The following is a 26,573-nucleotide window of genomic DNA, read 5'->3' as shown; positions in this document are numbered from 1 at the left end:
AGGGTTGCGACTTGACAGCCGCCCCCATCTGTTGGAAATCTCGCTTCATCGCGGGTGTAGCTCAATGGTAGAGCAGCAGCTTCCCAAGCTGAATACGAGGGTTCGATTCCCTTCACCCGCTCCAGCTCCCGCAAGCCGTGCCTGATGCACCTAATCCCCAAAAAACCGGATCGGCTTGTATTGCCGGTGCGCGATGATCAGGCTGCGGTCGGGCTGGATGATGTAGGTTTCCTCCACCTGCCGGCCGTACTGGTCGATGAAATCATGCGGGAAGGCTGAGCCGGGCGGTGATTTGGTGAGTTTGGTGCGCGGCTGGCCGCTATAGGTAATGCTTCCGGGGATGGGTTCGAGGCCCGGTCCGCTGTAGCCGACGGTGCTGCATCCCGTCAGAACGAGCGTGCCGACGAGGCCGATGATTGCAGGTTTCATATCCATCCCTCCCAATGCCGCGAATAATATCACTCTGTGCCTTGCCGGATAGGGCGCACGATACGAATGCCCATGCCGCGCGTCAATTCTTCGGGAAAGCGTCGCCGGGGGACGACGTGATCGAGCGGCCGGCGGGGCGACATCCACCTATGGATATTAGGGTGAGAATCCCATTCCTCCAGTCGTGCACCGACGCATCCATTGCCGAAACCGGTGCCGTCTGCTAGATCGGCATCGTCGAAAAAGGCAGGATCGGTTGAGGTAAGCCCGATCCCTTCCGTTCGAGCGTCAAGCGCGCTCTCACGGAAGCTCTGCTCCGTGTCCTGGCACGAGAACCCGCGACGTGATCCGCATGAAGATGCGGGATCCCGGCGGCGTGCGGAGACGGCAAAAAGGCAGTCCCGGGATTTTTTCGAACGGAGACTGTCATGCGCCTGAACCATCTCGATTTCCACGTACCCGATATCGCTGCCACGGCGGATTTCTTCATCCGCCATTTCTGCCTGACGCTGAAGGATATGCGCGGCCAGAACGGCCTGGCGATCCTGGAAGACGATGCCGGCCTCGAAATCGTCCTCAGCCACGCAATCGCAAAATTCGGCACCGCCGATCAGGTGGAGATGGGGCGCCAGACCTATCACATCGGCTTCATCCTGCCTGCCAGGGCGGATGTCGATGCGGTCCATGCCGGGCTTGCTGCTGCCGGTGCTGATTTGTCCGGTCCGCCGGCCGCCATGCGCGGCGGCTGGCTGTTTTATTGTACTGCGCCCGGAAATATCCTCGTCGAGATCGGTTGGCGGCCGAGCTAGCGACACCCCAAAAGGAAAGTGCCGCCCTCTCGGTTCCCTCTTCTCCCCGAGGGGAGAAGGGGATATGCCGCGACCTCTCCATTTTTCGCCGACCCCTCGCAGGCCAGGGCGAGGGCAGGAAATCCGCGCGAACCTGACAGCCGTGCCTCGTGCCGAAGTCGGCTCAGAATTCCGTCCAGTCGGGATCCTGGCTTGACGATGTGCTGCTGCCGGCGCCGAAGGCGTTGGCGATTTTCTGGCCGAGCGCGCGGGCCGGTGAGGCGGCCGGGCGGGCAGTGCCTTCGCGGGCGACGCGGACCTGCGCCCTGGCTGCCGGGCGGGCGGCAGCGCGTGGTGCTGTGGCGATTGGCGCGCTGGCGGTGAAGCCGCCGGTGCCGGTCAGCCTGAATTGGCCGAGCAGGTTGTTGAGCGCTGCCGCTTCGGTGGCGAGGTTGTGGCTGGCGGCGGTGGATTCCTCGACCATCGCCGCATTCTGCTGCGTGCCCTGATCCATGGTGTTGACGGCGGTATTGATCTCCTGCAGGCCGATCGACTGTTCGCGGGAGGCCTCGGCGATGGCGTGGACGTGCTGGTTGATCTCCTGCACCTCTTGGACGATCGCGTCGAGCGCCTTGCCGGTTTCGCCGACCAGCGAGACGCCGGTCTGCACATGCGAGCCGGAGGTGCTGATCAGCGCCTTGATCTCCTTGGCGGCCTTGGCCGAGCGCTGGGCGAGTTCGCGCACTTCCTGGGCGACGACCGCAAAGCCCTTGCCGGCATCGCCGGCGCGGGCGGCTTCGACGCCTGCATTCAAGGCCAAAAGATTGGTCTGGAAGGCGATGTCGTCGATGACGCCGATGATGTTGGAGATCTCGCCCGACGACTTCTCGATCTGCTGCATGGCGGAGACGGCCTTGCGGACGACTTCGCCGGATTTTTCGGCACCGAGGCGGGTGCGGGCGACGAGCTGGCTTGCCTCCTCGGCCCGCTTGGCGGCGTCGCGCACCGTCGTGGTGATCTCCTCGAGCGCCGCTGCCGTTTGTTCGACGGAGGCCGATTGTTGTTCCGTCCGTTGGGAAAGCTGGTCCGCAGAGGAACGAATCTCGTTGGCGCCGGCACCGATCGCCCGGGCATTGGCGCCGACCGTATGCATGGTTTCGTTGAGTTTTTCGACCGAGTTGTTGAAATCCTCGCGCAGCGCATCGAGATGGGCGACGAAGGGCTCGGCGATATGCGAGGCGAGATCGCCGGCGGCAAGGCGGCGCAGGCCGTCGCCGAGTGCGGTGACGGCGCGGTCGAGTTCCGATGCTTCGCGGGCCTTCTGCGCCTCGCGGTCGCGGCGTTCGCTGTCGCTGACGTCGCGGTCCGCTTCGGCGCGCGCTTCGATCCGGGCACGCTCGATCGCATTGTCGCGGAAGACCGAAACGGCCTTTGCCATCTGGCCGACTTCGTCGCCGCGGTCGAGGCCGCTGACATCGCTTGTCGTATCGCCCTCGGCAAGCCGCGTCATGCGCTGGCGCAGCTGCATCATCGGACCGGCGATGCCTATCTGGGCCACGACCACGCTGAAGCCGACGGCAGCGAGAACGGCGATGCCGATCAGGACGAGGCAGAAGATGATCCGTTCGTTGACGGAGGCCGAGAGCGCGTCGCCGCCATCGTTGAGCATCGCCATCATCGCATCATTGTTGGCAATCATCTTCGGCGTCAGCGCATCAAGCTTTGCATTGATCAGGGCAACATTCGCCTGGGCGCCGGCGCCGTCTTTGGCTTTGCTCTGTTCGATGATCTTGTTCGCCAGCGTTTCGATCTCATCGATGCCCGCCTGGATTTCATCGATCGCCGGCTTGCGGCTGGGCATCAGCGCCAGCACCTGCTTCATGCGGTCACGCGCCTGCGGCAGCTTGCTCGGTGTGGCGAGCGCCGTCTGGAATTCGGGCGTATCGGGCTTCATGTCGGCAAGCAGGCTTACCTGCAGCACCGAGGCCACCGCCGATGCGCTGGCGCGCGCGCTCAGCATCGAGGCCTGCGCTTCATGATCGATGAAGGCGCTGTAGGCGGCATCCGCTCGGCGGAACTCGGAAATGACATAGATCAGCCCCGCCATCGTGATCAGCCCCAGGAGCGCCACCACCGATATGATTTTTGTGCGGATTTTTAGATGTTTCAGCATGGAAATGTCATCCGGTTGACGGGGCGTGCTCGCGCGCCCGGTGCTTTTGGAAATCAATTGTTGCAGAAAAAGCGCTGCTTCAATATCGCGGTTTGGGGATTACGTTTGGGCTGACGCTTGCATCATGCGATCGGCTGGCGGGGTCCGATGTCGTCGCAACAAATAAGAGGCGATATTCTTTAATTCCGCGCTAACAGAGGGTGGCGGATGACAGTGATTTTTAGGGGCTGACTTGTCCTCTTATGAGTTCGCGCGCGTCGTCGGCTCCCTCACTCCCACACATATTCCCTGCCACGCATGACTCTGATACATCTTGCCGACGCCGCACGCTTCGCGCTTAACCTGAGACCAAGATCAAGATGATGCAATTCAAGCTCGCATCCGTGACTCTGAACGGCTTTTTCGCGTTCGGGCTGTTGCTGGGCGCGCTTTTTTCAAGTTGCGCCGCGTCCGCCCAGCAGGCGGCACCTTCGCTGCCGCTGCTCTTCGACGCGCGCGAGCGCCTTGCGAGGCCCGATCTCTCCTCGCTGGTGCGCCTGCGCTTCCTGACGTCGGTCGATTTCCCGCCCTTCAATTTCACCGATCAGAACAGCAAGCTTTCCGGTTTCAATGTCGACCTCGCCCGCGAGATCTGCAGCGAGTTGGAGATTTCAGACAAGTGCCAGATCCAGGCGCTCCCCTTTGCCGACCTCAGGGATGCGCTCGCCGCCTCACAGGGCGATGCCGTCATCGCCGGTCTTGCCGTGACCCCGGAGCTGCGCCGGCAATTCGTCTTCTCCAGACCCTATCTGATGCTGCCGGCGCGCTTCGTGCGCAATCTCGCCGTGCCGCTCGACGGAAAGACCGCTGCCGCGCTTTCCAGCCACCCGGTCGGTGTCGTCAGGGGAACGGTGCATGAGTCGATGCTGGCAGCCTTTTTCCCCACGCTCAAGGCCGAGCCGTTCGACACGAAGGACGCCCTGCTGGCGGCGCTCAAGGACCGCAAGGTCGATGCCGTCTTTGCCGATGCGCTGCAGCTTTCCTTCTGGGTCTCTTCGCCGGCATCCGCCAAATGCTGCGCGCTGTTCGACGGCCCCTATCTCTCCGAGCATTTCCTCGGCGAGGGCATGACGATCATGCTGCGGCAGAAGGACAGCGTGCTGACATCAGCCATCGACCACGCGCTCGCCACGCTGTCGCGCAACGGCCGTCTCCAGGAAATTTATCTGCGTTATTTCCCCTACGGGCTCTATTGAAGCCGCTATCGCAAAACTGCCTCACAGTTTTGCGCGACATGCTTTGCCTTTCAGGCCTTGCGGAACCGGGCAATTGCGCTGCGCTCGATCGCCGCGCAGGTGAGCTTGTCGAGGCCGAGCCGGTCACGCAGCAAGCTGAGCAGCCGCAACTCCTCCGCCTTGACCGAGAGATCGGCGGATGCGACCTCGACGGCCAGCGCATAGGCCGTGTCGTAGAGCTTTGCGGGCAGGGTATCGCGCACGGTTTCGAGAACGACGTCGAGGCCTTCCGGCCCGGCCAGCAGCGCCGCGCAGTCGCGCGCCACCGCAATCAACTTGTCGTCGTCGAAATCCCGGAAAACCGGCAGGAATCCGATCAGTTGGCCGATCCTTGTCATCTCCCTGTCGTTCATCGTGCTGTCGACGGCGGATGCCATCACCATCACGTAGATCAGCGCGTCATGGGCGGAAAGCGGCTTGTTCATCTCTGATTCCTTTTTCGGTCAGCCCAGATTAGGAATTGGCGACAGCCATTACAAGGGATCGGCCCGATCCGGGGGTGTCCGACCCCTGTCGTGGCTGCCGGTTTAATTGCGGCGCGGATCATCGCCGTAGAGGCCTTTTCCCGCCTGCCTGGCCGTCTCGGCGATCTCCGCAAGCGGCGAACCCACTGCTGCTTCCGCCCAGCCGTTTTCGGCGAGCCATGAGCCGAGATCCTCTGTGCCGAGCCGGCAGGCAGCCGTTACTGTTTCCTTCCATTCCGCTGCCTCGAGATCGCAGCTGACGCTTCGGTTGCGCAACAATAGGCGCAGCGCCGTCTTCGCCATCATGCCGCAGGGCCACTGCCGGCCCGCCGGCCCGCATATCCTGTCGACCGGCGTCGGCACGATGCCGGCAAGTTGAAGCCGGCGCTCGCCGAAGGAAAGAATGCCGGCATTGTCGACCATCGGCCGCGCCAGCTCCATCGCCTTTGCCGTAGCCGGGCTTGACGTTTCCTCGGCCGCCGTCTCCGCTCGTTGCGGCGCATCGGCCGGTTTGGGTGTCCCGTCGTCACCTGTCCTCGGGGAGGGCGGAGTCGCCGGTTCCACTGAGCGAGCAATCATTTCGGCACGCTCGTCCGACATCGCCGCGGGTTCGCCGGGTTCGGGAGCAGCATCTGCCGCTGCCGTTGCCGCCTCTTCTGCGGACGCCGTCTCTTCGCCGGCCGTGCCGCCGCCAAGCCTTGCTTCGCCTGCCAGCAGCAGGCCGGCTACCACCGCCATCCCCGTGATACCTGTGATGAAGGCGGCAGGGCGCATGGAATATCTTCCTATTGGCTGGCCCAGATGATCCGGGCGATCCAGGCGACGTCGGAAAGCTCGAGGGTGCGGTTGGGATGTTCGGGATTGAGAGACAGCAGCTCGATCGACCGCGGGCTCTGGCGCAGCAGCACCTTGGCCATCACCTCGCCCTCGTTTGTGCGCACGACGACGCGGTCGTTGCGGCGCACCTGTGCCCCCGGCTCGACGATCAGCACGTCGCCGTCGCGGTAGAGCGGCATCATGCTTTCGCCCTGCACCTCCAGCGCATAGACGCCTGCCTTCCGTGCCGGGGCGGCCGGAAATTCCACCACGTCCCAGCCCTGGCCGGCCGGAAAGCCGCCATCGTCGAAGAAGCCGCCGGCGCCCGCCTGCGCGAAGCCGAGTAGCGGAATAGAGCCGCCTTGCTGGGGAAATGCGCCTTCCCGCTGTCCGGAAGAGCCGGCGTCCGGCCGCATGAAGGCCATAAACTGTTCCATGCTCGCCCCCGTGGCGTCGAGCACCTTGGCGATCGATTCCGTCGAGGGCCAGCGCAGCCGACCGTCGGCAGAAAGCCGTTTCGATTTGTTGAAGGAGGTCGGGTCGAGGCCGGCGCGGCGCGCAAGTCCCGATGGCGTCAGGTCGTGCCGTTCGGCAAGCCTGTCGAGCGCTTCCCAGATCTGGTCGTGTGACAGCATGCGCGCGATTCCGTCGCGGCTCATTTCAACGCCGCGCTTCAACCCGGCGCAATATTAATCGACCGTGCCGTCTGAGTAAAGATGAAAGAGGAATAAAATCCTGTTTCTAAAGGGAAATGTATCGCTCAGGCAACCATCGCCATATTGATCTTGCCGAGCTGGATGACGGCCTGCGTCCGGCTGTCGACGTCAAGTTTCAACAGGATCGCCGAGACATGGGCCTTGATCGTCGCCTCGGAGACGCCGAGTTCGTAGGCGATCTGCTTGTTCAGCAGCCCTTCGCCGAGCATGGTCAGCACCCGGCTCTGCTGCGGCGTCAGCGTATGCAGGCGGCGGATCAGGTCGGCGACATCGGGATCCTGCTCCTGCCCTTCGCGATAGCTTTCCGGCGTGGCGATATCGCCGGCAAGCACCGTCTGGATGCTGCGGCGAATATCCTCGATGCCGGAGGATTTGGAAATGAAGCCGGAGGCACCGAGTTCCAGCGCCCGGCGGATGGTCGTCGCATCGTCGGTTGCCGAGACGATGACGATCGGCAGGCTGGCGAATTCGGAGCGCAGCGCCATCAGGCCGGAAAAGCCGCTGACCCCGGGCATGGCGAGATCGAGCAGCATCAGGTCGGCATCCGCATGGGCGCCGGCGGCCCGGCGCGCGGCGGCGAAATCGCCGGCCTCGACGATCGACTGCCGGCCTTCCATGCCGATCACCGCCTGGCGCAGCGCGTCACGGAAAAGCGGATGATCGTCCGCAATGATGATGGTCTGTTCCTGCATCGAAAACTCCCTCCCAAGAGCCCGATCATGCCGGCATGTGCCTCCGCCCCTCCGCGTTGCACGCCAGCTTGCTCATAGTGACTATATCAGATCAGGTCTTCCGCGGAAGGGGATTGGTGTTTTCCTCGGCCTGGAACTCCTTCACCATCCCCATGAAACTCTTCATCATCCGCTCCATGATGCTGATGGAACGGTCGACCTCGGCATCGCTCGGCAGCGCGCGCTGGATGACGCCACCTTGTTCGAGCGCCGTCACCCGCTTCGCCAGCCGGTCGAGTTCGTCCTCATAGGCTGCCCGCTCGTCGGCCGCCATGCGGCAGACGAGGGCGCCGTCCTTGTCCTGGCAGATCGACATTGCCCCGGTCTGCCGGTCGAGCCGGACGAAATGGTCGCCGCTCTTCTCAAGCTGGAACCGGCCCGCATCGGGTTCGACCGCCGCGGCCGCCAGCGGCGTCAGAAATATGCCAAGCGTGATAACGAATGCCTTCATCGTCTCATCCTCCGGAATTTGCTTTTAGCGGTTCCGTTTTCGGCACCGGGGCGTGGACATCGCCGCCTCTTTCCGGCAAAGCCCTCGTGACCGAGGAACAGCCTATCGTGAGGCCATGATGACCCTGACACCCACCCTTTACAAGATCGTGACGGAAACGCTCTGGCAGCAAGCCAGACAAACCGGCACTTTTCATGGCGCCGGTATCGATCTCAAGGACGGCTTCATCCATTTTTCGACGGCGGAGCAGGTGAAGCAGACTGCCGCCCTGCATTTTGCCGGACAGTCCGGCCTGCTGCTGATTGCCGTCGATGGCAGCCGCTTCGCCGACAAGCTGGTCTTCGAGCCCTCGCGCGGCGGCGACCTTTTCCCGCACCTCTACGCCGATCTGCCGCTTGCCGCCGTGCTCTGGGAGGCGCCGCTGCCGCTCGACGAGGCCGGCGCCCATGTTTTCCCGGAGCTGCAGCCATGATCGATCCCTTCAAGCGTCTCGCCCGCAAGGGTCTCTTCCTGTTCGATCCGGAAACTGCGCACGGCATGTCGATCGCCGCCTTGAAATCCGGCCTCGTGCCCGCCTGCCAGCTGACGCCCGATCCGCGCCTGCGCCTGACTGTTGCCGGCCTTGCCTTTGAAAATCCGCTCGGCATGGCCGCCGGCTACGACAAGAATGCCGAGGTGCCGGAGGCGCTGTTGAAGCTCGGCTTCGGCTTTACCGAGATCGGCACGGTGACGCCGAAGCCGCAATCCGGCAATCCGCGCCCGCGCATCTTCCGCCTGGTCGAGGATGAAGGCGTCATCAATCGTCTCGGTTTCAACAATGAAGGCCATGATGTCGCCTTCGGGCGCCTCGCCGCGCTGAGGGGCGGTGGCATGATCGGCGTCAATATCGGCGCCAACAAGGACAGCGAAGACCGCATCGCCGATTACGCCGCCGGCATCCGCCGCTTCTATTCCGTCGCGCGCTATTTCACCGCCAACATCTCCTCGCCGAACACGCCCGGTCTGCGCGATCTGCAGGGGCGCGAAAGCCTTGCGGTGCTGCTGTCATCAGTGCTTGCGGCACGCGACGAGATGGCGGGGACATCCGGCCGGAAGATCCCGGTCTTTCTGAAGATCGCGCCTGATCTGACCGAGGAAGGCATGGACGATATCGCCGCGGAAGCGCTCTCGCATGCGCTCGACGGGCTGATCGTCTCCAACACCACGCTGTCGCGCAACGGCCTTAAGGATCAGCGCCAGGCGAAGGAGGCGGGCGGTCTCTCCGGCGTGCCGCTCTTCGAAAAGTCGACGGCCGTGCTCGCCAGGATGCGCAAGCGCGTCGGCCCTGATCTGCCGATCATCGGCGTCGGAGGCGTGTCCTCGGCCGAGACCGCGCTGGAGAAGATCAGGGCGGGTGCCGATCTCGTCCAGCTCTATTCTTGCATGGTCTATGAGGGGCCAGGCCTGGCCGGCGATATCGTCCGCGGCCTGTCGAAACTCCTGGACCGCGAAAAGGCCGGCTCGATCCGCGACCTGCGCGATACCAGACTGGATTATTGGGCGGCGCGAAAGGTCTGATCGGCCCGCGGTTTGACGAGCATCGCCAGGAAGAAACCGCGGAAGAGCAGGAAGGCGTTCATCGCCAGCCAGAGACCGTGATTGCCGAAGAGCGGCACGAAGGCCGCGAGCATCAGGAGATAGCCTGCAAAAGAGATCAGCATCCGGTTACGCATGTCGGCCGACCATGTGGCACCGATGAAGACCCCGTCCATCAGGAAGGCGAGTGCGCCGGTCAGGCCCGTCACCGCCGCCCAGGGCAGATAAATCTCTGCCGCCTGCCGCACCTCGGGTGAGGTCGTCAGCACCGAGATCAGCCAGGGGCCGGCGAGGAAGAAGAAGGCCGAGCCGATCGCCGCCAGCCCGAAGGACCACAAGATCGTCAGCTTCATCCCGCGGTCGAAGGCCGGCCGGTAATGCGCGCCGATCGCCCGGCCGGCGATCTGTTCGGCGGCATTGGCAAGCCCGTCGAGATAATAGCCGGACAGCAGAAAGAAATTCATCAGCACGGCATTGGCGGCAAGCGTCACCGCGCCGAAGCTGGTGCCGATCCGCGTCATGACGGTATAGGCGCCGAGCAGCACGAAGGTACGGATCAGGATGTCGCGGTTGAGGGCGAAAAGCTCGGCCAGCCGGTGCCGGGAAAAGACCTCCGCCCATTGAGGCCGCTCGGCCTTGTTAAAGCCGCTGAGTACGATGAAAAGTCCGGCAAGCGCGCCGACGGTTTCGCCAGCCATTGTGCCCCAGGCGACCCCGGCTACGCCCCAGCCGAGCGTCAGGCCGAGATAGATGGAGAGCACGATGTTGATGCCGTTGATGATTGCCTGCAGCAGCAGCCCGATACTGCCCTGGCCGCGCCCGAGCACGAAACCGAGGATGGCGTAATTCGCCAGTGCCGCCGGTGCTGCCAGGATGCGGATCGAAAAATAGGTGCTGGTCGCCTCTGCAATCGGCCCATGCGCGCCCATCAGCCTCAGCCCGGCGGTGATCAGCAGGGGCGAAAGGCAGAGCAGCGCCAGACCGCAGCCGAGCGCCGAAATCATCGCCCGGGAAAAGACCGCCTGCTGCTCGTGCTGGTCCCGCCGGCCATAGGCCTGCGCCGTCAGCCCTGTCGTCGAGGCGCGTAGGAAGTTGAAACTGCCCATGATGAGATCGAAGAGCATGGCGCCGATCGCCAGTCCCGCAAGCGCTTCCGGGTCGCCCATATGACCGACGACGGCAGTGTTCGTCAGCCCGAGCAGCGGCGTCGTCAGAAAGCCGAGCATCATCGGAATGGCAATCGACAGCACCATCAGGTGCGTCACGTCGAATGCCAGCGCATTGTCGTTGGTTCTGCTATCCATGCCTGCCTCGCCGCTTCGGCGCCGCGCGTTTTCTCAAACGCCCAAAGGACGCCGTACACTTTGAACTGCTGCAGGCGGAATCACCTCAGCTGGAAAGCACCATGGCCCAATAGGGCAGGTTCCTGGAAGATGTATTATGGGCGACGGCAACGCCAAGGCCGCCATAACGTCCCAGCATGTTTTCCAGGTGATGCGGCGAGTTGATCCAGGCCGTCACCACGGCATCGACGCTCTGCTGGCCCGACGCGATGTTTTCCGCCGCCGGCAGCCGAACGCCGCTCGCCTTGACGCGCGCGCCGAAACTGTCGGTTATACCCATCACATGCGCCATCTTGCCGGCGCTGGCCATGCGTTTTGCCTGGAAAAGAGCGGCAGTGCTCGCCGCCGGATCGACGGCAAGCGGCGGCAGGCCGTTTTTGGCCCTGAGCTGGTTGACGAGCGGCAGCACGCTCGCCGTCTCGTCCTCGCCGTCTGACGGCGTGCCGGCGAGCCGCGGGGTCGTGGTGCAGCCGGCGATGCCGGCTGCGAGCGCAAGTCCGGAAAGGCGCAGCAGGCTACGTCTGGAAAGATCGATGGATGTCATGTTACCGGCGGTAGCTGAAAAGACGAAGGATGATGAAGAGCGGGATGACGATCGTCGCGCCGAGGATCAGATAGTCGCCGACGCGCCCAAGCGCTGAGAAGCCCCGGTACCAGATCTCCAGGATGAAATCGCGTATGCCGTAGATGATGCCCCACGGCGTCAGGCCGAAGACGGTCATGACGAAACCGACGATCAGCGACACCACGATAAGCTTTATCAATGTGCGGCCGATTGAATCGCCGAGGAACCTGTTCGCCTGATCGGACATAAGCCATCTCCTGTTTGCCCTTGGAATAAGGTCGCGGCGCGGCGCCTGCAAGCCCTTTCCGGAATTGGCCGCTCCGCCTCTGAAATAGGACTTGAGTTTTTTTGTGGCCGCCGCCAAATGCGGGCGAACCAAGGTCAACTTATGCAGCCCCACCAGCTTTCCTCAGGCGACGTTATCGCCGACCGCCGCGCCGATTATGCCAGGATCCTCGAAGAAGGCGGCGAGCCGGAAGCGGCTGCCGAACTGATGGAACAGGCTCTCGAGCTCGTGCCTGCCTGGGCCGCCGGCTGGTATCGCCTTGCCACCTATCTGGAAAAGGCGGGCAGGGGCGAGGCCGCGATCGAGGCCTATCGCAGGACGCTTGCCCTCGATCCCGAGGACATTTTCGGCGCCGCCCTCAAGCTCGCCCTTCTCGGTGACGCAGCCACGCCTGACCTGCCGCCGAGCCGCTATGTCGAGCGCCTCTTCGACGACTATGCCGACCGTTTCGAATCAGCGCTTGTCGAAAAGCTCGACTACAGCGTCCCGCAGAAGCTCGCAGCGCTCATCGCCTCCACCGGCAGGCGCTACGAAGGGGCCGTCGATCTCGGCTGCGGCACCGGCCTGCTCGGCCTTGAAATCCGCGGCCGTGTCGGCCGCCTCGAGGGCTTCGATCTCTCGCAGAACATGCTGGCCAAGGCCGCCGAGAAACATGTCTATGACAGTCTCGCCCAGGCCGATCTCTCGCTCGCGCCCGAGCGCTCCGGCGTCTTTGCGGATGCCGCGCGCTATCGCGCCGACCTGGTGACGGCAGCCGACGTGCTGATGTATCTCGGCAATCTCGAGAGCGTCTTTGCCATCGTCGGAGAACTCGCTGCACCAGGCGGCGATATCGCCTTTTCCGTCGAGGATGCGGGGGAGGGCGAGGGTTTCCATCTCGCCCCGTCGCTGCGTTATGCCCATTCGGAAAGCTATGTCAGGATGCTTCTTGCCCGTCACGGCTTCCAAATCCTCAAGACCGTCAAATCGGTCATTCGCAAAGATGGCGGAAAACCGGTTTCCGGCATTCTAATCCTTACGCAAAAACCTGCTTGAGCGAACATTTCTTGCGATTTTTAGATAGGTCAGTATTGCTTACCTATTTCGCTTGATCCGAAGGACGAAAAGCCCGATACTGCATGGCATCGGCAGAGCGCCCGGCAATATCACGCCGAGGCGCTCGGGCTCCTTTCATGATCCAAAATTCCGCCGCGCCGGGTTTCCCAAGCGCGTTCTTGAACTCGTCTGCCGTGGAGACTGGCGACATGACACAGCTCATCAATGCCCTTGGTTTTTGGAATACGACTGCGACGCGCCACACTCCGATCGAAGACGTGCAGGGCATATTCTCCGGCAGCCTCGTTGCGGCGCTCGGCCTTTATGTGCTCGCCAGCGCCGGCCTTCTCACAGGCAGCACGGCCGGCGTGGCCTTCCTCCTGCATTATGCCTTCGGCGCCAATTTCGGTCTGGCCTTCTTCCTGCTCAACCTGCCGTTCTTCTATCTCTCCTGGAAGCGACTCGGCATGGCCTTCACCATCAAGACCTTCATCGCCATCGGCCTGATGTCGGTGCTTGCCGATGTGCAGTCGCGCTTCTTGTCCATTTCAAGCATTCATCCGGCCTGGGCGGCACTTCTCGGCGGCCTGCTGCTCGGCTTCGGCCTGCTGGCCCTCTATCGCCACCGCGCCAGCCTCGGCGGCGTCGGCATCCTCGGCATCTACCTGCAGGAGCGTTTCGGCATCCGCGCCGGCCTCGTCCAACTCGCCATCGACATGTGCGTGCTCGCCGCCGCCTTCTTCGTCACCACGCCGCCTGTCGTCTTCTATTCGGTGCTCGGCGCCGTCGTCCTCAACCTCTTCGTCGCCATCAATCACCGGGCCGACCGTTACATCGCGCTCTAACATTACCAATCCGTAAGCCATTCTAAATAAAACGTAACTTGCCTGTGATCGGTCTCGGCGCCAAACTCATCTCGCGCCGGATTTGATGAGGTGAACTATGTCAGATTTGGAAAAACTTGTGAGACGCCGTATGCAGGAAGAATACGCCAAGGGCGCTTCCGCAGAAGAAATTGCGAAAGTCGTCCGCGACCTGTTCAACAGCGTCGACATCTCGGGCAATCGGTTTGACGCCGTTGCCGTACGGGCCACCAGGGATCGCGAGTGACCCGATATTCGACCGACCCGAGATTTTCGGGTCGGTTGCCAGGATGAATTCCCTGCAAAAGCAGATTTCGATCACGCCGCCTTTTGCGCCGCATCAATCGGATGTTGCGAGCGGAAGCCGACGGCAAGCCGGTTCCAGATGTTGATGGCGCCGATTGCCACCGTGATCTTGGTCATTTCTTCCTCGGAAAAATGCGCCTTCAGCGTCTCGTAGTCGGCATCCGGCGCGCCTGTTTTGGCGATATTGGTCACTGAATCCACCCAGCCGAGCAGCGCCCGTTCGCGGGCGTCATAGACCGGGGATTCCCGCCAGACGCACATCAGGTTGATCCATTGTTCGGAGAGCCCATCATGGCGCGCTTCCTTCACATGCATGTCGACGCAATAGGCGCAGCCGTTGATCTGCGAGGCGCGCAGCTTGATCAGGTGGATGAAGCGGCGCTCCAGCCCGGAGGACTGGACATATTGCTCGAGCGCGGCGACTGCCCTGTAGGCGTCGGGAGCGGCTTTGGCGAAATTGAAGCGTGGTTGCATGCTCTTTCTCCTTTGTTGTGGCTCAACGAGCCGTCTTGCGTTCATGGATTTCAAGAAAGGCGCAGCCTCTGGCTGCGATCGATCCGTCGTCGACGGCGGCAAGTTCGATGCCGATATCGGCCAGGCTCGTCTTGGCGAGTTCGGCGCGATAGATCCGTTCGGCTTTCAGCATCGCCGCGTTGATGGTGCAGGGCTGGGCGAACAAGCGATCGGAGACCGGGTTCGGGCCGCGCTGGCGGATTTCGGCGCAGCGGAACGCTGGTTGAGACCCCTCGACCGCGAGCACGATGTCGAGCAGTGAAATCTCCTTCGGCGCTTTTGCCAGGCGATATCCGCCCTTCGGCCCCGGTACGGTATCCAGGATGCCGGCGCCCGACAGCGCCTGCAGATGCTTCAGCAGATAGCTCGTCGAAACGCCGTGGAATTCCGCCAGCGCGGCGGCCGAAAGCACGCCGCCTTCGGAGAGGCCGGAAAGCATCGCAACGCTGTGAATGGCCTGCTCGACCCCATCGCCCATCTTCATGCACCTGGCCTCCTCAATTCGTGGATAAAAAATATCCACGATTATGCCTGATGTCAAGAGGCGGGCTTGCTGCTTGCTACTTGCCTTTATCCTGACCCCGGATAGAAGACGGAAACGCCGACAGGGGAACAACATGGCATCCAACGCTTTCGCAGGCCTTCTGAATTCCAGCGCCGATCGTCACTCGCTCTTCGACGACGCCCAGGGCATCGTCGCCGGCAGCATGCTCGCCGTGCTCGGCGTAACGCTTCTCTCCGGCGCGGGGCTGCTTGCCGGCGGCACGGCGGGACTTGCCTTCCTCGCCCATTATGCGACGGGCTTCAGCTTCGGCCTCTGCTTCTTTGCCGTGAACCTGCCGGTCTATTATCTCGCCTTCCGCCGCTTGGGCGCCGCCTTTACCGTCAAGACCTTCGCCGCCATCGCGCTGACCTCGGTCCTGTCCGAATTCGTCTCGGACTTCATCAGCATGGCGCATGTCGATCCCATCGCCGGTGCGCTCTTCGGCGGCCTCGTCATCGGCGCCGGCATGCTGGCGCTCTTCCGCCACCGCGCCAGCCTCGGCGGCATCGGCATTCTCGCCCTCTATATCCAGGATCGCTTCGGCTGGCGCGCCGGCTTCGTCCAGCTCGGCTTCGACGGCATCATCCTGGCGCTCTCATTCTTCGTCGCCAGCCCCTTCATCATCGCCTGCTCCGTGCTTGGTGCGATCGTTCTCAACCTGACGATTGCCATCAACCACCGCAAGGACCGCTATATCGCCATGTGAATTGCTAAAGCGCGTCGCGATCTTTCAGATTCGCTCATCGCGCTTTAGGTCTTTGTTTTTACGCATGTCGTTATCGCAAAACCGCGGCACACTTTTGCGCGACATGCTTTGGCCGCTCTTCTTTTTCCCTGGCGTTTGACTACTTTCAGGACGTGGACCAGATCGATTCCGAAGCCCGTGCCCTGCTTCCTGCCGCCTTTACCCGCTGGTTTGCGGAAAAGGGCTGGCGCCCGCGTGTACATCAGCTGGAACTGCTTGCTCGCGCCGAAGCCGGGGAAAGCACGCTGCTGATTGCACCGACCGGCGCCGGCAAGACGCTCGCCGGTTTCCTGCCCTCGCTCACCGATCTCACCCGCCGCGGCAAGATCCCGCCCGGCTCCGCCTTCACCGGCATCCATACGCTCTATGTTTCGCCGCTGAAGGCGCTTGCCATCGATATCGAGCGCAACCTGATGAAGCCGGTCGAGGAGATGGGCCTGCCGGTCACCGTCGAAAACCGCACGGGCGATACGCCGAACGCCAAGCGCCAGCGCCAGAAGCTTAATCCGCCGGATATTCTGCTGACGACGCCGGAACAGGTCGCCCTGCTGCTGGCGAACCGGGAGGCCGAGCGCTTCTTCAAGGACCTGAAATATATCGTCCTGGACGAGCTGCATTCGCTCGTCACCTCCAAGCGCGGCCACATGCTTTCGCTCGGCCTTGCCCGCCTGCGCCGCCTTGCCCCCGGCCTCAGGACCATCGGTCTCTCGGCGACCGTCGCCGAGCCGATGGATCTGCAGAAATGGCTGGTCGGCCAGGAAGAGGGTAGCGAACATCATGCCGGCCTCGTCGTCGTCGAAGGCGGCGCCAAGCCCGATATCTCGATCCTGTCGACCGAGGAGCGTATTCCCTGGTCCGGCCATTCCGCCCGATATGCCATTCCAGATGTCTACCGCCAGCTCCTCGAACATCGCACGACGCTGCTCTTCGTCAACACCCGCAGCCAGGCAGAAATGCTTTTCCAGGCGCTCTGGACGATCAATGACGACAACCTGCCGATCGCCCTCCACCACGGCTCCCTCGATGTCGCCCAGCGCCGCAGGGTCGAGGCGGCGATGGCCGAAAACCGGCTGCGCGCCGTCGTTGCCACCTCCACCCTCGATCTCGGCATCGACTGGGGCGATGTCGATCTCGTCATCCATGTCGGCGCGCCGAAGGGCGCCTCGCGTCTTGCCCAGCGCATCGGCCGCGCCAACCACCGCATGGACGAGCCCTCGAAGGCGATCCTCGTGCCCGCCAACCGTTTCGAGGTCATGGAGTGTCAGGCCGCCCTCGATGCCAATTATATTGGCGCGCAGGACACCCCGCCGGTTGGCCGCGGCGCGCTCGATGTGCTCGCCCAGCATGTGCTCGGCATGGCCTGCGCCGAACCTTTCGACATGCTGGAACTCTACGATGAGGTCATCAGCGCCTCGCCCTATGCCGATCTGAGTTGGGAGACCTTCGAGCGCGTCGTCGATTTCGTCGCAACCGGCGGTTATGCGCTCCGCACCTATGACCGCTACGCCCGTATCCGCAAGACAGCGGAGGGCCGCTGGCGCGTCTCCAACCCTGCAGTCGCCCAGCAATACCGTCTCAACCTCGGCACCATCGTCGAGAGCCCGATGCTGAATATCCGCATGGTCAAGCGCGGCGAGGGCGGTAGAATCGGCCGCGGCGGCGCCACGCTGGGGAAGGTCGAGGAATATTTCCTCGAGCAGTTGTCGCCGGGCGATACCTTCGTCTTCTCCGGCAAGGTGCTGCGCTTCGAGGGCATCCGCGAAAATGAGTGCCTGGCGTCGCAGGCCTTTTCGCTCGATCCGAAGATCCCCTCCTACAATGGCGGCAAGTTTCCGCTGTCGACCTATCTCGCCGAGCAGGTGCGGGCGATGATCGCCGATCCCGATCGCTGGCGCCACCTGCCGGATCAGGTGCGCGACTGGCTGTCGCTGCAGGACGACAAGTCGATGCTGCCGAAGCGCGACGAGTTCCTGATCGAAACCTTCCCGCGCGGCAGCCGCGCCTATATGGTCGCTTATCCCTTCGAAGGCCGTCTTGCCCACCAGACGCTCGGCATGCTGCTCACCCGCCGGCTGGAGCGGATAGGCGCCAAGCCTCTCGGTTTCGTCGCCACCGATTATTCGCTGGCCATCTGGGGCCTCGAGGATATGGGACTGATGATCCGCAATGGCCGGCTCAATCTCTCCGACCTCTTCGACGAGGACATGCTCGGCGACGATCTCGAAGCCTGGCTGGACGAATCCTTCCTGTTGAAGCGTACCTTCCGCAATTGCGCCGTGATTGCAGGCTTGATCGAACGCCGCCATCCGGGCAAGGAAAAGAGCGGCCGCCAGATCACCGTCTCCGCCGATTTGATTTATGACGTGCTGCGCAGCCACGAGCCGGATCACATCCTCTTGCAGGCGACGCGGCAGGATGCGGCGACGGGGCTTTTGGACATTGGCCGTCTTGGCGATATGCTGAGACGAATCAGGGGCCACATCACCCACCGCGCCCTCGACCATATTTCCCCGCTCGCCGTGCCGGTGATGCTGGAAATCGGACGCGAGGCGGTGCCGGGCGAGGCCCATGATGCACTGCTCGCCGAAGCGGCGGACGATCTGATCGCCGAAGCTCTGGCATCATGACGACTAGGAAAAAACTTTGATGAACCGCCTGGCGCTGGCGCGCGACATATCGGGACTGGCCGCGACATCAGGCGTCGAAACGGCAGTCCATGGCATTGCCGCCGTCTGCGATCCGCTCGGTGCCCTCTATCTGCCGGATGCCGGCCTGCTCGTCGTCTCCGACCTGCATCTGGAAAAGGGCGCAGCCTTTGCGCGCCGCGGCATGATGCTGCCGCCTTACGATACGCTGGCGACGTTGACCGTCCTTGCCGCCGTCATATCTCGTTACGATCCGAAGCTCGTCATCTCGCTCGGCGACAATTTCCACGACCGCATCGGTTCCAAGCATCTGCCGGAGAATTTTCGCGCCCTGATCGTCGAGATGGCGCGCGGCCGCGAATGGATCTGGATCAACGGCAACCATGATCCGGATGGCATCGTCGATCTGCCGGGCACATCTGCCGACGAGATGCATTATGCCGGCCTGACCTTCCGGCACGAGCCGAAGAACGGCTTGCAGAGCGGCGAAATCGCCGGCCACCTGCATCCGTCGGCGACCGTCCGCCGCCGCGAGAAATCCGTCCGCCGCCCGTGCTTTGCCACCGACGGCGCCCGCCTGCTGATGCCGGCCTTCGGTGTTATGAGTGGCGGTCTGGATCTCGGCCATCAGGCGATGAAGGGCCTGTTCGACAAGGCTTTGCTGGTGGCGCATCTGCTCGGCAAGGACCGGATTTATTCTGTCAGGTACGGGAATTTGTGGGGGTAGTGCCCCTTCATATTTGGACGGCGTGCCGTGTCCGCCCCCTCTGCCCTGCCGGGCATCTCCCCCACAGGTGGGGAGATCACAAGTGGCCAAACCTTCGCGTCCCTCCAAGGTTTCACCGGGCTGTGACGCTGGTTGTTTGGGGAAGCCAGTGAGCCCAGCCAATCTCCCCACCTGTGGGGGGGATGCCCGGCAGGGCAGAGGGGGGTACCACACGGCACGCCCTTGAATACCCTCAATCGCACTCCTGCAACTGCCGCTGATACGTCCCCGCCATCCGCGCAAACTTCTGGGCCGTCTGCTGCAATTGCCCGTTCGAGCGCCAGTCGCCGCGTTTGTACCCCGTCGGACCTGAGTAGTATGCAAGGTAAAGATTATAGGCATCGTTCAGCGGAATGCCGGTCTCCACGCTGTTCTGGTAGTGATACCAGCCGATGAAATCGATCGCGTCGGCGAAGTTCGCCCGCCGCGCGGTCCAGTTCCCCGTCTGCGACTGGTAGTGATCCCAGGTCCCGTCGAGCGCCTGCGAATAGCCGTAGGCCGTCGAAGGCCGGGTCCAGGGAATGAAGCCGAACAGCTTGGTGCGTGGCGGCCGCGCATAGGGCTGGAAGCCGGATTCGGTATACATCGTCGCCATCAGGATCGGCACGGGCACGCCGTATTTCTTCTCCGTCCGCTCGGCGGCGCTCTGCCAGCTGGAGAAGAGCCCGTCGCGCTCGTCGAAGACGGCACAGATGTTCCTCGTCTGCTTCGGCGCCGTCGCGCAGCCGGCAAGCAGCGCGAGACCCACGGCCGTCAGAACGATACGAGTACGCATGACAAAACCTCTCGTTTCCGAGAGATTACTAACTCGTAAATGTTAAAAACCGGTTTTTAGTCGAATGCGAACTTCCCCGACTGCTTCCTTGTGCGGCCAGGGATCGATACCCTGGCCTGACCATCGGGACGGCATCCCATCCACTACGCTTTGACGGGCTCGTAGCGCAGGATCATCGCGCCGCCTTCCGTCGTCGAGGATTCGATGAGCTTCAGCGGCATCTGGCTCTCTGCCGGTTTGAAAAGCGGATTGCCGCCGCCGAGGATCACCGGCACCAGGCAAACCCTGATTTCGTCGATAAGGCCGGCTTTCAGCAGACTGTCGGCAAGCTCGGCGCTGCCGAAGATCAAGATCGTCTTGCCATCCTCCTGCTTGAGCCTCGTCAATTCGGGGATCGGATCGCTGACGACGCGGGCATTGTTCCAGCCGGGCTCGCTCATCGTCCGCGACACGGCGATCTTGGCGATGCTGTTCATATAGGCCTTGATCTCACCTTCGCCCTCGGCGGTCGGCCAGTAGGCGGCCATGCCCTCATAGGTCTTGCGGCCAAACACCAGCAGATCGCTTTCCCTGCCGAACTGTTCGGCATAGCGCTGCAGCTCGGGTCCCCAGGCGAAATTGTGGAAGTCGATATCCCAAGGCTTCGTGCCTTCGAAATAACCGTCGAGCGTCATCAGGTTCCAGACAACAAGCTTTCTCATTTCCATCCTCCTTCTGAATTGCCATCCAACAAAACTGGTTGCGTTTAGCAACTGGTTGGAAGTTAGGCCGACTGATTGCGATATGCAAGCGGTTTTTTTGGAGCACAACATTCAAGGCAAGCGGCTGCTCCCGCAGGCCTTCGTGCTCAGCGCCTTGCCAAACCTATTTTCGGAGGAAATCCTGAGCGCCTTGGCTGTGGATCAGTCCTTGCGGAAGATCAGGCTCGCACCCCAGCCGGTGATGACGGCGAGCAGCACGGCAGCAAAGCCGTAGAGGATCGGCTGATCATGCGCCGCATCGGTGATCGTCTGCTCGATGCCGGTTTTGATGACCCGCAGCGGCAGCGATTTGTCGGTCACGAAAATCCCGCTCTTGAACAGATAGGCGCGCACGGTGTGCACGCCGTTCGGAATGTTTGCCGGCAAGCGCAGGCTCGCCTTGAAGAGGTTGGAGGAAACGAACCGCACGCCGCTCGGGTTGCGGTCGTAGAGCCCGCCAACCTGCTGCAGTCGCCGGAAGGCGTCGCGGAACTCGCCGAGATTGCTGCCGTCGCCGACGAAGCCGACCGGCGTCAGCGGGATGTGGTCGATGCCGATCCCCTGATCGGTCAGCTCGAGCGGTGTCGTCAGATCGTCGATCATGCGCGAGCTCGACATCGAATAGGAATGCGGCACCGCTTCGAAGGTCATCGAGCGGGTGTTCACCCAGATGCCGAAGACGCGTTCCTTCCTGCGCACCGTCGCATCCTCGCGCGGGCCCTCCAGCACCACGACCACGTCATATTGGCCGATGGCGAGCAGCAGCTGGTCGGTATTCGAGAGCGCCCCGAAGATGGTCAGATCCGCACCGTGGAAGTCCGAGGTAATGGCGATTTCGCTGGTCGACGTGCCGATTTCTAACCCTTCACGCACCGCTTCCGTTGCTTGCCCCGGCAGCCACTGCGCTCCGGCAGAGGCCGGCAGCAGGCAAAGCAATGCGATGACAGCGGCAGCCAGGCGCATCAATTGCCCGCTCCCATCACCACCGAATAAACGTCGGCCGGCGTCACCACCAGAGCGATCGCAAGACGCACGCCGACGGCGAGCACCAGCAGGCCGAGCAGGGCGCGCAGCTGTTCGCCGCGCAGTTTTTGGCCGACGCGCACGCCGTATTGTGCCCCGATGACACCCGCCACCATCAGAATGAAGGCGAGCACGATGTCGACGGAAAAGTTCGTCGCCGCCTGCACGATCGTCGTATAGGCGGTCACAAAGATGATCTGGAACAGCGAGGTGCCGACGACGACGTTGGTCGGGATACGCAGCAGGTAGATCATTGCCGGCACCATGATGAAGCCGCCGCCGACACCCATGATCGAGGTGAGGATGCCGATCGCAAAGCCGAGCGCGACGATCGGAATGACGCTGAGAAAGATCTTCGATTTCTTGAAGCGCACCTTCAGCGGCAGCTTATGCACCCAGTGCTGGTGACCGGGCTTGCGCGGTGCGGGCGGCTCGTTGCGCGCTGCCCGCCGCATGGCATTGACGCTTTCGAGCAGCATCAGTCCGCCGACGGTGCCGAGGAAGATGACATACATCAGCGAGATGATGAGATCGAGCTGGCCGATGGCGCGCAGTAAAGAGAAGATCCAGATGCCGACCGTCGCACCCGCAAGGCCACCGACCAACAGCACCGTGCCGAGCTTGACGTCGAGCGAGCCGCGCCGGAAATGCGTGATCGCGCCCGATATCGACGACGCCACGACCTGGTTGGCGCCGGTCGCGACGGCGACGACGGGGGGAATGTTGTAGAAGATCAACAGCGGCGTGATGAGAAAGCCGCCGCCGACGCCGAACATTCCAGACAGGAATCCGACGGCCGCCCCCATGCCGAGAATGATGAAGATGTTCACCGACAATTCTGCGATGGGCAGATAGATTGTCACAGCCGACCCCGAATGATGACCGCTCCTGCCGGGCGGTTTCTTGTCACGTCCCCGTTCGAATGCGCACCATACTGAGAAATCGTTGCCAGAGGCTTTCGATCGGCCCCGTGATTAGCCATAGAGATTGGCGGAGAGATCGGTGGCAGAGGATTCGCCGGATGCGCGGATCGATATGTCCGGGCATAATCCGGCTTTTTTCAGGTTTTGTGACAGGCGACAGCAAAATTGAAAAAAGCCTTGCGGCATAGTGCCGCCAGGCGTTTTTCATCGCCCGCAATAGAGAGACACTCCTGCGTCAACGCGACGCGGGCTTCAGATTGCCTTGCTGCCCTGTTTGTTGCGTTCGAGCAGCGCCTTCACGGTCGCATCGGTCACCTTGCCGTCCGGCTCCTGGCCGACGGACTTCTGGAAGTTCTTGATTGCGGTCACGGTCTTCGCGCCCATTTCGCCATCCGGCACGCCGGCGTCGAAGCCGTTACTGTTGAGGATCGCCTGGATGTTGCGGATCGCCTTCTTCATGTCGACGCTCGCCGTCTTGACGCCGGTGCCGGCCCATTCGTCGGGGATGTCGATGGCGTTCGTGCGGTGGTCGACCGGCTCCGCCTTCCAGAGATCGGCCTTGGCGCGCGCCCGTTCGAGCTGGTCGGGCTTCATGGCTTTGGCCACTTCGTCGCGCTTCTGCGCCGCATCCTTGTCGCCGCCCTTGGCGGCGATCGCAAACCACTTGTAGGACTCTTCGAGATCCGCCGGAACCCCGTTGCCGCGTGCGCAGAGGATTGCCAGGTTGAACTGGCTGTCGGTGATGCCGAGGTTCGCAGCCTTGGTGAACCACGAGGCGGCCGTCGCATAATCCTGCTGGCCGAGCGCGCCGGAGGCGTAGAGCACGGCGAGATTGTGCATCGCGCTGGCATTGCCCTGGTTTGCCGCCTGCTCGTAAAAACCCTTCGCCTTGGCGATGTCGCGTTCGACGCCATTGCCCTTTTCGTACATGCTGCCGAGCCGGTATTGCGCAGGCGCAAAGCCCTTATCGGCCGCAAGCTGGTACCAGTTCGCCGCCTGCTTCTGATCGACCGTCATGCCGTTGCGGCCGTCGGAATAACGCGCGCCGATCTCGAACAGTGCCAGCACATCGCCGCCGCTGGCCGCATCGGCAAGCGATTTCGGCTGGACGGTGTCGGGAATGGTGATGGCCGGTGCAGGTGCCGGAGCGAATCCCGATGTTTCCTGTGCCGCGCCGGACGGACCGGGAGCGGCAAAGGTCGCTGCCCCTTCACCGTCAAGCGGTGTCTCGTCGGTCAGATGGTCGCCGCCGATCGGTGGGGTTGCTTCCGGCCGCGCCTGTTCGGCGGCTGGCGGCGTGGCATCCGCTGCCGGAGCGGTCGTTCCGAGAGAGGCGGCATCCGGCTGGGCAGGTGTCGCGTCAGGCAAGGCCGGCGACGGATTTTCGGCGCCGGTCAGCGCCGAGACTTCTGCTGGCGGCTGCGGCGCGCGCTCGCCGCTTGTCAGCGTTCGGGCAAGCGGAAAGGCCATGATGGCGAGCAGCACGGCGCCGACCGCCAGCAGGATCGGCCGCCGGTAGCGCGAAAAGGCGCTGGTCTTGCCCGTCTTGTCAGAAGCCTTGCCGGCCTTGTCGGCATTCGCGCCCTTCTTCTCGGCCTTGCCGGCTGCCTGCTTCGGATTGGCATCCACCTCCATCGCGGCCGCCTGCGCCGCACGGCGCGCAGCAGCGATATAATCGGCGCGATCGGTTTCGCCGGCAGGTTTGCCGCGCGCCGCACTCTGGCTGGCGCGAACCCGTTCAAGGATCTTCTTCACGTCTGGCGCGCCCGAGCCCGGCTCGAGCAGTTCGTTTGCCGCATCCGTCGGCACCACGTCGGTGGGATCGATCGACGGCGCGGGGTCGATCATCGGCCGTTCGGTCGTCCGGCTCTCGGCCTTCTTGCCGGGCAGCAGCCGCTTGCCGAGGTTGGCGAGCAGGCTGGCCTTTGCCGGTGCCTGTGTCCCTGCCGATGTCGCTGCTGTCTCCGTCGTCCTGGTCGCGGCTTCGATGGCGATCGCGCTCGTTCCGCTCATGGCGTTGGTTTGTGCCGGGGCGGTGGCTTGTGCCGGGGCGGCAGCTTCGGCTGCGACCTCGGCCGTACGGATAACAGGAGAAGCCTTCGCTGTCGGGGCAGCGGCCGGCGTCGTGTTCATGTCGGCTTCGGCCACCATCAGCGCATAGGGATCGACATCGAAATCGACGTCGGCGATCGGCATCTGGGCGGCCGGCCGGCCGCGATCTCCCATGCCGTCGAGGCGGTCGGCGATATGCACCAGCGTCTCGTGCAGCGCCTGGAAAGTCTTGTGCGTACGCTCCTCGCTGTCGCGGCTGAGATCCTCGAGGTGGCGCAGATCCTCGGCCAGCGCCGTCAGCGCCGACATGTCGGCGGCGGGCATGACACCCTGTGGACCGCCATGGCGCGAATAGGCTTCGACGACGGCCTCTGCCGCCTGGCGTGCCGCCTCGATGATATATTCATCGCTCGTCGCCATATAGTCTTCGATCGCGCCCATGCGCTGGTCGAGTTCGGGGGGTATTACGGCGCTTTCGCGCGGCGCGCTCATCAGCGCCGACAGATTGGCAATCTGGTCTTCGAGGTTCTTCAGTGCGCGCGGATCGGTCGGCGCTGCCGATGTGCTCTCTTCGAGCCGGGCGGCAATGTCGCTCAGCCGTCCTTCGAGACGCAGGAAGGCGCTGTCGTCGGCCACAGCGGCCGGCGCCTGCTGCTGATAGGCCATCTCGTCGATGCGCCGGGCGAGATGGTCGAGCCGCTGCGCCAGCACGTCGTTGACGGCGCCATTCTCAAGCGCGTCGATCTTGCGGGAAATGTCGGAAAGCGTGCCGGTGAGGTCGGCCTGCGGCGCCGTCTCCTGCTTGCGCTCCAGCAGATAGGATAGATGTTCCAGCCGTTCGTCGAGCCGCGACGTCGCTTCCGCCTTCGTCAGCTCCTCGACGCGTCCCGTCAGCGCCTCCAGCCGCATCGCCAGCTCGTCGGCCGGGTTCACGCGGCTGGCCGCATCATGGCTCATCAGGTCGATCTGGTCGGCGAGCGCCGCAAGCCGGCTTTCCAGCCGCTGCATCAGGCCCGGATCATTCGCAGTGGCCGTGCGCCCGCTTGCCGCAATCGCCCGGCTGATCTCGTCGAGCCGGATGTCCATGGCGGCGAACTGCTCGGACATGACCCGGTCGTGCGGCTGGATCATGTTGCCGAAATGCTCCATCGCCGTGGCGATCGATATCAGCTTGTCTTCCAGCGCCCGAACGGCCGGGCTCTCGCCCATGCCGCCGATATGGCGCTTGATATCATCGAGCCGATAGGCGAGCGAAACGAGCTCTTCCTGCAGCCCCTCGGTATCGAGCGCCGCAAGCCGGTTTTCGAAGCCGTCCCAGCGGTTTTCCATATGGCGCAGCGAATCTTCGCGCGCCAGCCCGTCCATCAGCGAGCGCAGCTCTTCGAAATCTTCACGAAGGCCCGTGGCCTCCGGTGCGGCGGAGCGACCGGTCAGCTGAGTGATGCTCTGGGCAAGGCGGCCCATATCGGCGCGCATGTCGTCGGCGAAACGGCCGTCTCCGGCATTTGTCTTGATCTCGCGCAGCTCAGTGCGCAGCGCATTCATCTCGCGGGTGACGCCCTCGGAAATGTCGCGCTTCAGGTCCTGCCGCAGGTTGACGAGCGCCTGGGCGATCTCCGTCATCGTGTCGTCGCCGGCGCGCAAGGCCGGTGCCGGCACTGGGGCGGCGGCGCGTGGCGTGGGTTCACGAAGCTGAGGAGCCTGCTCGCGTGCGTAAGGCCGCTCGCGGCCGGCTTCAAGCGCGCGCTGGCGTTGACGAATTTCGGCAAGCGGATCCGGCCGCAGCTCGGGCGGGGCCTTTGCGGGCCGGGGGGCATGGGAAGCGGCATAAGGATCGCGCTCGGCCGTTGCCGTGCGCGGCCGCTGTTCGCGCCCGCTGCCCATCAGCCCTTCGATGCGCGCCTCCAGCCCTTCGATCGTGCGGTTCAGCGCATCGAGCGAGGTCCTGTCGGACTGTCGGGAAGGATTTGATCGCGATCCGTTCATCTTCTTGCTCGCTTCGACTGCTCGACCCCTCGTCAGAGCTCGATCG

General features: G+C 63.2%; 27 protein-coding genes and 1 tRNA gene. 11 read left to right on the top strand and 17 right to left on the bottom strand.

Annotated features, from left to right (window positions below):
- The first annotated feature begins 50 nt into the window (after window positions 1-50).
- Window positions 51-124: transfer RNA gene (locus RWJ89_RS15660), tRNA-Gly, on the top strand.
- Window positions 125-150: 26 nt separating this feature from the next.
- On the opposite strand, the gene RWJ89_RS15655 is transcribed toward RWJ89_RS15660, so the two are convergent.
- Entirely contained in the window at window positions 151-429 is a 279-nt protein-coding gene (locus tag RWJ89_RS15655; protein ID WP_168283810.1) for a hypothetical protein, read from the bottom strand.
- 428 nt (window positions 430-857) lie between these two features.
- On the opposite strand from RWJ89_RS15655, the gene RWJ89_RS15650 reads away from it, so the two are divergent.
- Window positions 858-1,238, top strand: coding sequence for a VOC family protein (locus tag RWJ89_RS15650; protein ID WP_168283811.1), 381 nt, complete (start codon window positions 858-860; stop codon window positions 1,236-1,238).
- Between the two features lie 163 nt (window positions 1,239-1,401).
- Here RWJ89_RS15650 and RWJ89_RS15645 read toward each other — a convergent pair whose 3' ends face one another.
- Window positions 1,402-3,390 carry a methyl-accepting chemotaxis protein gene (locus tag RWJ89_RS15645; RefSeq protein WP_316031111.1) on the bottom strand — a complete coding sequence of 663 codons (1,989 nt, stop codon included), beginning with the start codon at window positions 3,388-3,390 and terminating at the stop codon, window positions 1,402-1,404.
- A gap of 359 nt (window positions 3,391-3,749) precedes the next feature.
- On the opposite strand from RWJ89_RS15645, the gene RWJ89_RS15640 reads away from it, so the two are divergent.
- The gene (locus tag RWJ89_RS15640) at window positions 3,750-4,625 is read left to right on the top strand and encodes a transporter substrate-binding domain-containing protein (protein WP_316031110.1); all 876 of its coding nucleotides are present in this window, start codon (window positions 3,750-3,752) and stop codon (window positions 4,623-4,625) included.
- Window positions 4,626-4,675: 50 nt separating this feature from the next.
- Here RWJ89_RS15640 and RWJ89_RS15635 read toward each other — a convergent pair whose 3' ends face one another.
- The 5 genes from RWJ89_RS15635 to RWJ89_RS15615 form a co-directional block, all read right to left on the bottom strand.
- A complete protein-coding gene (locus RWJ89_RS15635; protein ID WP_168283814.1) occupies window positions 4,676-5,089 on the bottom strand; it encodes a tellurite resistance TerB family protein in 414 nt (137 codons plus the stop codon).
- A 102-nt stretch (window positions 5,090-5,191) separates the two neighbouring features.
- Window positions 5,192-5,902, bottom strand: coding sequence for a thermonuclease family protein (locus tag RWJ89_RS15630; RefSeq protein WP_168283815.1), 711 nt, complete (start codon window positions 5,900-5,902; stop codon window positions 5,192-5,194).
- Window positions 5,903-5,913: 11 nt separating this feature from the next.
- The gene (locus tag RWJ89_RS15625; protein ID WP_221945034.1) at window positions 5,914-6,579 is read right to left on the bottom strand and encodes a S24 family peptidase; all 666 of its coding nucleotides are present in this window, start codon (window positions 6,577-6,579) and stop codon (window positions 5,914-5,916) included.
- A 125-nt stretch (window positions 6,580-6,704) separates the two neighbouring features.
- Window positions 6,705-7,352 carry a response regulator gene (locus RWJ89_RS15620; protein ID WP_168283816.1) on the bottom strand — a complete coding sequence of 216 codons (648 nt, stop codon included), beginning with the start codon at window positions 7,350-7,352 and terminating at the stop codon, window positions 6,705-6,707.
- A 91-nt stretch (window positions 7,353-7,443) separates the two neighbouring features.
- Entirely contained in the window at window positions 7,444-7,842 is a 399-nt protein-coding gene (locus RWJ89_RS15615; RefSeq protein WP_168283817.1) for a hypothetical protein, read from the bottom strand.
- Window positions 7,843-7,960: 118 nt separating this feature from the next.
- On the opposite strand from RWJ89_RS15615, the gene RWJ89_RS15610 reads away from it, so the two are divergent.
- Together RWJ89_RS15610 and RWJ89_RS15605 are read left to right on the top strand one after the other, a co-directional pair.
- A complete protein-coding gene (locus tag RWJ89_RS15610) occupies window positions 7,961-8,314 on the top strand; it encodes a DUF952 domain-containing protein (RefSeq protein ID WP_168283818.1) in 354 nt (117 codons plus the stop codon).
- Window positions 8,311-9,399 (top strand): quinone-dependent dihydroorotate dehydrogenase, encoded by a 1,089-nt coding sequence (locus tag RWJ89_RS15605; protein ID WP_316031109.1) that lies wholly within the window; start codon window positions 8,311-8,313, stop codon window positions 9,397-9,399. Before RWJ89_RS15610 ends, RWJ89_RS15605 begins: the two co-directional genes overlap by 4 nt.
- Here RWJ89_RS15605 and RWJ89_RS15600 read toward each other — a convergent pair.
- From RWJ89_RS15600 to RWJ89_RS15590, 3 genes are all read right to left on the bottom strand, one after another.
- A complete protein-coding gene (locus tag RWJ89_RS15600; RefSeq protein WP_221976826.1) occupies window positions 9,375-10,721 on the bottom strand; it encodes an MATE family efflux transporter in 1,347 nt (448 codons plus the stop codon). The genes RWJ89_RS15605 and RWJ89_RS15600 overlap by 25 nt on opposite strands.
- An 85-nt stretch (window positions 10,722-10,806) precedes the next feature.
- On the bottom strand, window positions 10,807-11,304 hold the full coding sequence (locus tag RWJ89_RS15595; RefSeq protein WP_222043127.1) for a CAP domain-containing protein: 498 nt from the start codon (window positions 11,302-11,304) through the stop codon (window positions 10,807-10,809).
- A 1-nt stretch (window position 11,305) separates the two neighbouring features.
- Window positions 11,306-11,572 (bottom strand): DUF6460 domain-containing protein, encoded by a 267-nt coding sequence (locus RWJ89_RS15590; RefSeq protein WP_026154422.1) that lies wholly within the window; start codon window positions 11,570-11,572, stop codon window positions 11,306-11,308.
- Between the two features lie 141 nt (window positions 11,573-11,713).
- Here RWJ89_RS15590 and RWJ89_RS15585 point away from each other — a divergent pair, with 141 nt between their 5' ends.
- The 3 genes from RWJ89_RS15585 to RWJ89_RS15575 all read left to right on the top strand — a co-directional run bounded on the left by RWJ89_RS15585 (window position 11,714) and on the right by RWJ89_RS15575 (window position 13,756).
- The gene (locus tag RWJ89_RS15585) at window positions 11,714-12,646 is read left to right on the top strand and encodes a class I SAM-dependent DNA methyltransferase (protein ID WP_168286264.1); all 933 of its coding nucleotides are present in this window, start codon (window positions 11,714-11,716) and stop codon (window positions 12,644-12,646) included.
- Window positions 12,647-12,855: 209 nt separating this feature from the next.
- Window positions 12,856-13,491 (top strand): YitT family protein, encoded by a 636-nt coding sequence (locus tag RWJ89_RS15580; RefSeq protein ID WP_316031108.1) that lies wholly within the window; start codon window positions 12,856-12,858, stop codon window positions 13,489-13,491.
- 97 nt (window positions 13,492-13,588) lie between these two features.
- A complete protein-coding gene (locus tag RWJ89_RS15575) occupies window positions 13,589-13,756 on the top strand; it encodes a hypothetical protein (RefSeq protein ID WP_155256802.1) in 168 nt (55 codons plus the stop codon).
- Window positions 13,757-13,827: 71 nt separating this feature from the next.
- On the opposite strand, the gene RWJ89_RS15570 is transcribed toward RWJ89_RS15575, so the two are convergent.
- Entirely contained in the window at window positions 13,828-14,289 is a 462-nt protein-coding gene (locus RWJ89_RS15570; protein ID WP_316031107.1) for a carboxymuconolactone decarboxylase family protein, read from the bottom strand.
- 22 nt (window positions 14,290-14,311) lie between these two features.
- Window positions 14,312-14,812, bottom strand: a complete 501-nt coding sequence (locus tag RWJ89_RS15565; RefSeq protein ID WP_077977495.1) for an RrF2 family transcriptional regulator — start codon at window positions 14,810-14,812, stop codon at window positions 14,312-14,314.
- Window positions 14,813-14,945: 133 nt separating this feature from the next.
- Here RWJ89_RS15565 and RWJ89_RS15560 point away from each other — a divergent pair, with 133 nt between their 5' ends.
- From RWJ89_RS15560 to pdeM, 3 genes are all read left to right on the top strand, one after another.
- On the top strand, window positions 14,946-15,578 hold the full coding sequence (locus RWJ89_RS15560; RefSeq protein WP_222043129.1) for a YitT family protein: 633 nt from the start codon (window positions 14,946-14,948) through the stop codon (window positions 15,576-15,578).
- Between the two features lie 152 nt (window positions 15,579-15,730).
- Window positions 15,731-18,244 carry a ligase-associated DNA damage response DEXH box helicase gene (locus tag RWJ89_RS15555; protein WP_316031106.1) on the top strand — a complete coding sequence of 838 codons (2,514 nt, stop codon included), beginning with the start codon at window positions 15,731-15,733 and terminating at the stop codon, window positions 18,242-18,244.
- 19 nt (window positions 18,245-18,263) lie between these two features.
- A complete protein-coding gene (gene pdeM / locus RWJ89_RS15550) occupies window positions 18,264-18,989 on the top strand; it encodes a ligase-associated DNA damage response endonuclease PdeM (protein ID WP_221944340.1) in 726 nt (241 codons plus the stop codon).
- Window positions 18,990-19,221: 232 nt separating this feature from the next.
- Here the strand turns inward: pdeM and RWJ89_RS15545 are convergent, their stop codons facing one another.
- The 5 genes from RWJ89_RS15545 to RWJ89_RS15525 form a co-directional block, all read right to left on the bottom strand.
- The gene (locus RWJ89_RS15545; RefSeq protein ID WP_003545252.1) at window positions 19,222-19,803 is read right to left on the bottom strand and encodes a transglycosylase SLT domain-containing protein; all 582 of its coding nucleotides are present in this window, start codon (window positions 19,801-19,803) and stop codon (window positions 19,222-19,224) included.
- Window positions 19,804-19,946: 143 nt separating this feature from the next.
- A complete protein-coding gene (locus RWJ89_RS15540; RefSeq protein WP_221944338.1) occupies window positions 19,947-20,504 on the bottom strand; it encodes a dihydrofolate reductase family protein in 558 nt (185 codons plus the stop codon).
- A 201-nt stretch (window positions 20,505-20,705) separates the two neighbouring features.
- The gene (locus RWJ89_RS15535) at window positions 20,706-21,506 is read right to left on the bottom strand and encodes a TIGR02186 family protein (protein ID WP_221944336.1); all 801 of its coding nucleotides are present in this window, start codon (window positions 21,504-21,506) and stop codon (window positions 20,706-20,708) included.
- Window positions 21,506-22,429 (bottom strand): sulfite exporter TauE/SafE family protein, encoded by a 924-nt coding sequence (locus RWJ89_RS15530; RefSeq protein WP_003545257.1) that lies wholly within the window; start codon window positions 22,427-22,429, stop codon window positions 21,506-21,508. Before RWJ89_RS15530 ends, RWJ89_RS15535 begins: the two co-directional genes overlap by 1 nt.
- Window positions 22,430-22,741: 312 nt before the next feature.
- Entirely contained in the window at window positions 22,742-26,527 is a 3,786-nt protein-coding gene (locus tag RWJ89_RS15525; protein ID WP_316031105.1) for a peptidoglycan-binding protein, read from the bottom strand.
- Window positions 26,528-26,573: the final 46 nt, after the last annotated feature.

The sequence above is a fragment of the Rhizobium sp. 10PS4 genome (assembly GCF_032464805.1).
GTDB lineage: Bacteria > Pseudomonadota > Alphaproteobacteria > Rhizobiales > Rhizobiaceae > Rhizobium > Rhizobium laguerreae.
Note: the sequence above shows the minus strand (reverse complement) of the source record. Positions and strands in the feature narration are given on the sequence as shown.